This window comes from Frankia sp. CcWB2 (assembly GCF_977927585.1).
This window is the reverse complement of record NZ_CDWRCM010000063.1, coordinates 7,664-15,037: the sequence shown is the minus strand read 5'-3', so window position 1 is coordinate 15,037 and position 7,374 is coordinate 7,664. Positions and strand designations below refer to the sequence as shown.

At 67.9% G+C, this 7,374-nt stretch carries 6 protein-coding genes; 1 reads left to right on the top strand and 5 read right to left on the bottom strand.

Annotated features, from left to right (window positions below; all coding sequences use genetic code 11):
• On the top strand, positions 1 to 1,506 hold a 1,506-nt coding region (gene hpnR, locus ACY45C_RS09105; RefSeq protein ID WP_462187189.1), incomplete at its 5' end, for a hopanoid C-3 methylase HpnR.
• Between the two features lie 43 nt (positions 1,507 to 1,549).
• Here hpnR and ACY45C_RS09100 read toward each other — a convergent pair.
• The 5 genes from ACY45C_RS09100 to ACY45C_RS09080 all read right to left on the bottom strand — a co-directional run.
• The gene (locus ACY45C_RS09100) at positions 1,550 to 2,722 is read right to left on the bottom strand and encodes a thiolase domain-containing protein (protein WP_462187188.1); all 1,173 of its coding nucleotides are present in this window, start codon (positions 2,720 to 2,722) and stop codon (positions 1,550 to 1,552) included.
• A gap of 29 nt (positions 2,723 to 2,751) precedes the next feature.
• Entirely contained in the window at positions 2,752 to 3,438 is a 687-nt protein-coding gene (locus ACY45C_RS09095; RefSeq protein WP_462187187.1) for a 3-oxoacid CoA-transferase subunit B, read from the bottom strand.
• 1 nt (position 3,439) lies between these two features.
• Entirely contained in the window at positions 3,440 to 4,231 is a 792-nt protein-coding gene (locus ACY45C_RS09090) for a CoA transferase subunit A (protein WP_462187186.1), read from the bottom strand.
• 1 nt (position 4,232) lies between these two features.
• Positions 4,233 to 5,045 (bottom strand): hypothetical protein, encoded by an 813-nt coding sequence (locus ACY45C_RS09085; protein ID WP_462187185.1) that lies wholly within the window; start codon positions 5,043 to 5,045, stop codon positions 4,233 to 4,235.
• 68 nt (positions 5,046 to 5,113) lie between these two features.
• The coding region (locus ACY45C_RS09080) for a hydantoinase B/oxoprolinase family protein (protein WP_462187184.1) at positions 5,114 to 7,374 on the bottom strand (2,261 nt) is incomplete at its 5' end.

Sequence of the window (7,374 nt, the reverse complement as noted above, 5' to 3'; positions counted from 1 at the left end):
CGTGTCCTACTGGTTCATCCCAGCGCGCTGATGTACTCGAAGATCTTTCTACGGCTCGAACCGCTGGGGCTGGAACGGGTGGCGGCCGCGCTGCTCGCCGCGGGCCACGAGGTGAGCATGATCGATCTTCAGGTGGAGAAACCGGCCACCTACGCGCGCCGCCTGCGAGAGTGTCGTCCCGACGCGGTGATGTTCGGGGTGAACTACCTCGCGAACGTCCCCGAGGTCATCGAGCTCGCGCACCGGGCGAAGCGGGAGCTGCCCGGCTGCCTGGTCGTGGCCGGCGGCCACAGCGTCTCCTTCATCGCCGAGCACCTGCTGAAGCAGGGCGACGGCGCACTCGATGTGGTCGCGCGCGGCGAGGGCGAAGTGGTCGCCCCGCGCATCCTCGAGGCCGACCGCGCCCGTCTCGCCGACGTCCCGGGCGCGGTCACCGCCGACGGGGCGGGCCCGATCCCGGCCCTGCTACCCAGCCTCGACGAGCCGCTGCCGGCCCGCCATCTGCTGGCCCACCGCCGCCGCTACTTCATCGGGGAGCTGGACCCGTGCGCATCGGTCGAGTTCACCCGCGGCTGCCCATGGGACTGCTCCTTCTGCAGCGCCTGGACCTTCTACGGCCGCAGCTACCGCCGCCTCTCCCCGGACGCGGCCGGCGAGGAACTGTCCGCCATCCGGGAACCGAACGTCTTCATCGTCGATGACGTCGCCTTCATCAGGCCCGAACACGGCATGGCCATCGCCGATCAGGTCGAACGCCGAGGGATTCGCAAACGGTACTATCTGGAAACCCGTAGCGACGTCCTGCTGCGCCATCCCGAGGTGTTCGAGCGATGGCGCCGCCTCGGCCTCGAATACATGTTTCTGGGCATGGAGGCCCTCGACGCGGACGGCTTGGACCTCTACCACAAGCGGATCTCCCCGGACGAGAACATCCGCGCCCTCGAAGTCGCCCGAAAGATCGGCATCACGGTCGCGGTGAACCTCATCGCCGACCCGGACTGGGACGAGAAGCAGTTCCGTCTCGTCCGCGAATGGGCGTTGTCGGTGCCGGAAATCGTGCATCTCACGGTGTGCACCCCCTACCCGGGTACGGAGATCTGGCACACCCAGTCCCGGCGGCTCACCACCCTGGACTACCGGCTGTTCGACATCCAGCACGCCGTCGTCCCCACCCGGCTTCCCCTCGACCGCTTCTACCGCGAGCTCGTCTCCACCCAGGCGGTCCTCAACCGCAAACACCTCGGCGCGAAGACGCTTGCCGCGACCGCCCGGATCGTCACCGCGAACCTGGCGCACGGCCAGACGAACTTCCCACGGATGCTCTGGAAGTTCCCCCGGGTCTACAATGCCGACCGGCTGTACGCCGAGCACCAGCATCCCGCCCGCTACCGGCTGCCGGAGCCCGTCCCCGCGGCCATGACCCCGCGGCGGCGCGAGCTGTACGTCCATCAGCCCGCCGCACGCCACCCGGTGGCGAGCCGGGAACGGGAGAGGACTGATCCATGACGACCCGAACGAAACCGGTACGGGTCCCGGCCGGTGCGGGCGCTCATCGCACCCGTTTCAGGACACTCGCATAGTTGGCGACCGCCAGGCCACCCATGTTGAACACCCCGGCGACGGTGGCCCCGGGGATCTGCATCGCCCCGGCGTTGCCGGTGAGCTGCAGCACCGCCATCACATGCTGGGACACCCCGGTGGCACCAACCGGATGGCCCTTGGCCTTCAACCCCCCGGAGGGGTTGACCGGCAGCGTGCCGTCCCGGTCCACGACCCCACCGAGGATGACCTGACCCCCGCCGCCGGGCGAGCACAACCCGACGACCTCGTACTCCAGCAGCTCCGCGATGGTGAAACAGTCGTGGAGTTCCAGCAGGTGCAGGTCGGACAGCCGCGCCCGGGCCTGCCCCAACGCCGCCTGCCAGGCCCAGTGCGCGGCGGCGAACGCCAGCGGATGACGCCGCGCGGCCGGCAGGAAATCGCTGGCCTGCGCCAGGGCACGGATCCGCACCGCCGGGGTACGCGGCGCACTACCCGGCGCGGCCAGCACCACCGCGGCGGCACCATCCGAGACCGGGCAGCAGTCCGTGCGCCGCAGCGGGCCCGCGACCATCGGATTACGCGGACCGACCGTGCTACAGAACTCGAAGCCGAGATCGGAACGCAGATGGGCGTACGGGTTCACCACCCCGTTACGGTGGTTCTTCGCCGCGATCCGTGCCAGCGCGTCACTGTGATCACCGTACTTGGTGAAGTAGGCCTCGGTGACATCGGCAAACAACCGCGCGAACCCGGCACCGGACAACCCGCCGGCATGCTCGTAGTCGGCACCCAGCAAAGCCCCGCCGACAGCCTCGGCCGGCGCGTGGGTCATCTTCTCCGCCCCGACCACCAGCACCCGGCGCGCCTGCCCGGACTGGATCGCCCGCACCCCGCACAGCAGCGCGGCCGACCCGCTCGCACACGCGTTCTCCACCCGGGTCGCCGGGGTGAACAGCAGATCGTCATCGGCCTCCAGGACCAGCGAGGAAGGAAACGCCAACGGCTGCAACCCCGCGTTGTAGGTACCGAGAACAATTTCGTCGATCTCCCGCGGGCGCAGGCCCGCCGACGCGATCGCCTCCCGCGCGGCGGCGACGATCAGCGGCTCCAGAGTCTCCTCGGGCAGACGGCCAAACGGGGTATGACCCCAGCCCACGATCTCCACATCATCGTGGTCCACATCCGGTCCCTTCAACGCTCAGACACCCTTCACTGCTGAGACACCCCGGCAGGTCCGCCCGCCACGCCGGCACCAGGCTTCGTGCCCACCCGAGCCAGCCGTACCGGTGTCACCTTCTGCACGTCGTCGGCTGTGACGCCCGGCGCCGTCTCCACCAGCACCAGACCATCGAAGGTCACGTCGATGACGGCGAGGTCGGTGATGATGCGCTGCACGACACCCGTGCCGGTCAGCGGGAGCGTGTTCTCGGGCAGGATCTTCGGCGATCCGTCCTTGGCGCAGTGCTCCATCAGAACGATCACGCGGCGGGCGCCGTGGACCAGGTCCATCGCGCCCCCCATGCCCTTGACCAGCTTGCCGGGCACCACCCAGTTCGACAGGTCCCCGCGCTCGCTGACCTGCATGGCGCCGAGGATCGCCGCATCGATCTTCCCCCCACGGATCATCCCGAAACTGGTGGCGGAGTCGAAGAAGCTTGCTCCCGTCGCGGTCGTCACCGTCTCCTTGCCGGCGTTGATGAGATCCGGGTCCTCCTCGCCGGCGACCGGGTAGGGGCCCAGGCCGAGGATGCCGTTCTCACTCTGCAACACGATCTCCACGCCGTCGGGCACGTGGTTGGGAACCAGCGTCGGCAGACCGATGCCGAGGTTGACGTAGTCCCCGTCGTTGAGTTCCGCCGCCGCACGGGCGGCCATGTCGTCCCGGGACCAAGGCATGTCAGGCACCTCCTGCAGCAATCGTGACGGCACGCAGGGTGAGCCGCTCGATCCCCTTGTCCGCGGCCTGGTCGGGCGTCAACGCCACCACCCGCTGCACGAAGACTCCGGGCAGGTGGATCTCGTCGGGCTCCAGCGCACCCGGCTCGACGAGTTCCTCCACTTCCGCGATCGTCACCCTCCCGGCCATGGCGCAGAGCGGGTTGAAGTTGCGGGCGGCCTTGCGGAAAACCAGGTTGCCGTGCCGGTCACCACGCCGGGCCCGCACCAGGACGAAGTCCGGCCGCAGCGCCGTCTCCCGCACGAAGACCTGCGGCACCCCGTCGACCTCGAAGACCTCGGTCAGCTTGGGCTGCGAGGCCAGCGCCACCTCACCCGAGGCGTCGTACCTGATCGGCAGCCCGCCGTCGGCGACCTGCGTGCCGACGCCGGTGCGGGTGTAGAACGCGGCGATCCCGGCTCCACCGGCGCGCAACCGCTCCGCCAGCGTCCCCTGCGGGTTGAACTCGATCTCGACCTTCCCGGAGAGGTACTGCCGTTCCAGTTCCTTGTTCTCCCCCACGTACGACGCCACCAGAAGGCGGATCCGCCCGCCCTCCAGCAGCAGCGAGTTACCCACACCCGGGATCCCGCAGTTGTTGGAAATGACGGTCAGGTCCGAGGCCCCCTGTTCGGCGAGCGCGGCAAGGAGCACCGACGGGATACCGCAGACCCCGAAGCCACCACTCGCCACGCTGGCCCCGACCGGGATGTCGGCGACCGCCTCCTGCGCCGACGCCACAACCTTGTCCATCTCACCCCTCCTTCAGCAGGGCCCGGCGCAGCAGAACCGTCTCGGGCGGCGCATTGGCCGGGATGGTGGTCAGCACAAGCTGGGCTCCGTCACGAGGTGCCTCCCCCTCGCCATGCCAGAACGCCTCGGGAAGGACGACAGCCCGCGTGACATCGCCGGCCACGTCAACCGAGGAGTCGAATCGCACCGCCAGCGTCCAGTCGAAGTGCCCGGCCACATTGGTCAGCGAGGTATAGCCACCCGCCTGCTCCGGGGACTCCAGCGTGGCGGAGTCCCCGGAGCGGGCCCGGGCATCAAGGAGCAGCAGTCCCAGCGGCGGCGACCCCAGGCGCCCCAGCCATTCGGCGAGGTACATGGAGGCGCTGTCGACGTGGTCCTCGCTCACCTCGTCCAGCCCCGTACCGGCCCGGTCGTGTGCCCGCAGCAACCACCTCGCGGGCGACGGCACCGACAGCACGACCCGTCGCCGGGTCGAGTCCGCCAGCGTGCGCATGGTCAGAACCAACCGCTCGACGGCGGGCTCGTCACCGAGCAGGGTGCGTAACGCGTAGCCCGTGCGGCTACGCTTCCCTAGGGCGCTCACCAGGTCAGGCGTCGCCGCGAGATACGCGTCGTAGAACGCCTCGGCATTGATGAACACCGCATCCGGGTCCAGCAGGGCATGGACCTGGGCGACGTGCCCGGTCAGGGCGGCGAGGTCACCCCAGGGGATCTCGCTGCCCTGCCGTAGCACTGCCGTCGCGTAGGCATCATGGTCGATCACCAGCGCCCGGCCGCCGGGCGCGGCAGCGAGCAGGGCAGTGAGAGAAGACATTCAGTGCTCCTTGAACCTCAGGGCTCTGTGAACCTCAGGCGAGACGGAACCTCAGGCGAGACGGAACCTCAGGCGAGACGCTTGACGTCCTCGCCGTGCCTGTCCTCCAGCTCCCGCACGCGCGCCTCCAGCGCCGCGATCTTCAGCTCCCGGCGGTCCGGGATCACGATGATCGGCAGTTCCTTCAGTGGCGCCTTGACCCGCTGGGGACCGTCGATGGTGAACACCGTGGCGGTGAGGTCGTTGGTGTCGTCGCCCCAGGAGCCGTAGTAGAGGAGGTCCTTCGGCGGCTCCTCGGTGACGAAATCCTTGACGAACTCCGCGTAGGGCTTGCCGCGCGTCAGGCGCGTCTGGCGGACCCGCTCGCGGGCCTGCCTGGTGCCCTCGGCGTCGAGCCGGAAGGTGATCGGGTCATAGCGGACACCGAAGATCTCCTCGGCGACCTTCTGGCTGATCCGGCCGAGCTCGGCATCGCGCACCACCGACTCAGGCAGACGCTCCAGCGGGTCACCGTACCCACCACCGGCACCCTGGGAGATCATGTAGAGCTCTCCGTCCTTGGCGCGGTCGTACTGCAGACCCATGTGATAGGTCGAGTACTTCCCATCCGGGAACGGACGCTCGTTCATGACCTTCTCAATCGAGAGGTCGAACTTCTTGTTGTCCCGGCGAATGTGCTCGTAGACATTCGTGCCCTTGACCATCGCCAGCGGGTAGGTGCCGCAGCCGTAGCCCCCGAACATGCCGTAGATGGACGAGAACTTCGCTCCGGAGGTCACCGTCATGAAGCCCCACTCCGGCGTGCCCTCGGCGGCCACGATCATCTCGTAGCCCATGCCGCCGGTGAACTTGCCGAAGCCCATGTTGTCGCGGACCAGGCGCTTGGCCACCAGCTGCATGAAGGGCACCTCCTCCTCCATGACCTCCTGCTCGGCCGTGTCGGCCATGGCGCAGAAGAGCGGCGAGACGGCGTCCTCACCGTCCCGGAAGGGCTTGGCTCCCCCGGGCATGCCGTTGAGGTCGGCACACAGGTTGCCGACCATGTCGCCGTGCTTGGTGACACCGCCCCACAGGAACGTGTTGATCTGGTTGAACCAGTTAGCCACGATGTTCGAGTACTTGTGCGGCGTGGAGAACGACATCTTTCCGTAGAGCGCCTGCATCATCGAGAAGCCTCGGAACGAGGCCTGCAACGACTGCCCCATCGGGGCGTCATAGGACGCGTCGGCCCAGGTGCCCTCGTCGGAAATGATCTCGATGCAGCTCATCGCCGCCGTGCAGCGCGGCAGGTCTGGCCACCAGAACGCCAGGATCGCCTGCATCATCATCGACTTCACCGAGCACAGCGGAGAGTTGATCGCCCGGTTGATGATCTCCGGTCCGGTGCCACGCAGGTCGACGGTCATCTTGTCGCCCTTGACGTGGATCTTGCAGGCGATCTTGATGAGGATGTTCTCTTTCAGCGTCGAATCCATGAACTGGTTGAAGGAGTACGTGCCGTCGGGAAGCTCGGAGATCCGGCGGCGGACCTCGGCGTCGACGTCCTCGACGGTGACCCGCAGGGCCGCCACGAACGTGTCGACGCCAACCTCGTCGATGACCTTGTCGATGCGCTCCATGATCTTGCGCACCGCGGTGATCTTCACCTTCAGGTCGGCCAGCTGCAGCTTGGGGTCGCGCACCGAGTGCTGGAGGAAGGTCAGCAGGTCTCGGCGCAGATGACCACGCTCGACAATCTTGAACGGGCTCATCCGGAGGCCGTCGTCGAACGGGGTCTCCGAGCCTGACGGCATGCCGCCCGGCTCGCAGGCGCCGTTCTCGCCTTCGTGGATGGTCGCCGCCACCCACGCGATGATCTCGCCCCCACGTATGATCGGCATGATCATCGACTGGTCGGTGTTGTGGACGTTGCCGAACCGGGCGTCGTTGTGGATGAATCCGTCGCCCTCGTGGATGCCGACGGTCGGCTCGTCCTTCCAGCACTTCACAATGTACCGGATCGGGTAGTGCAGGATCGCGGAGAACGCGATCACCCCGTGGCAGGAGAGGTAGGAGACGTCCCCGGCCGCGGTGTAGATCGCGGCCGTCAGGTCACCCCACTTCGCCCCGGGTGCGGCACCCTGTGCCTCGCACATCTCGTAGCCCTCGTCGAGCGCACCGGCAATCCGCTTGCGGATCCGCTCGACCACCAGCCGGTCGACACCGGCGGCGATCGCCGTCTCCTCCCGCGACGTCCGTTCCTGGATGGAGTGGTCACGCATGATCACTGGGTCGGGACCGAGGAAGAGAGTGGTCTCGTCCATGAACTGGTCGACCCACTCCCGCTCCT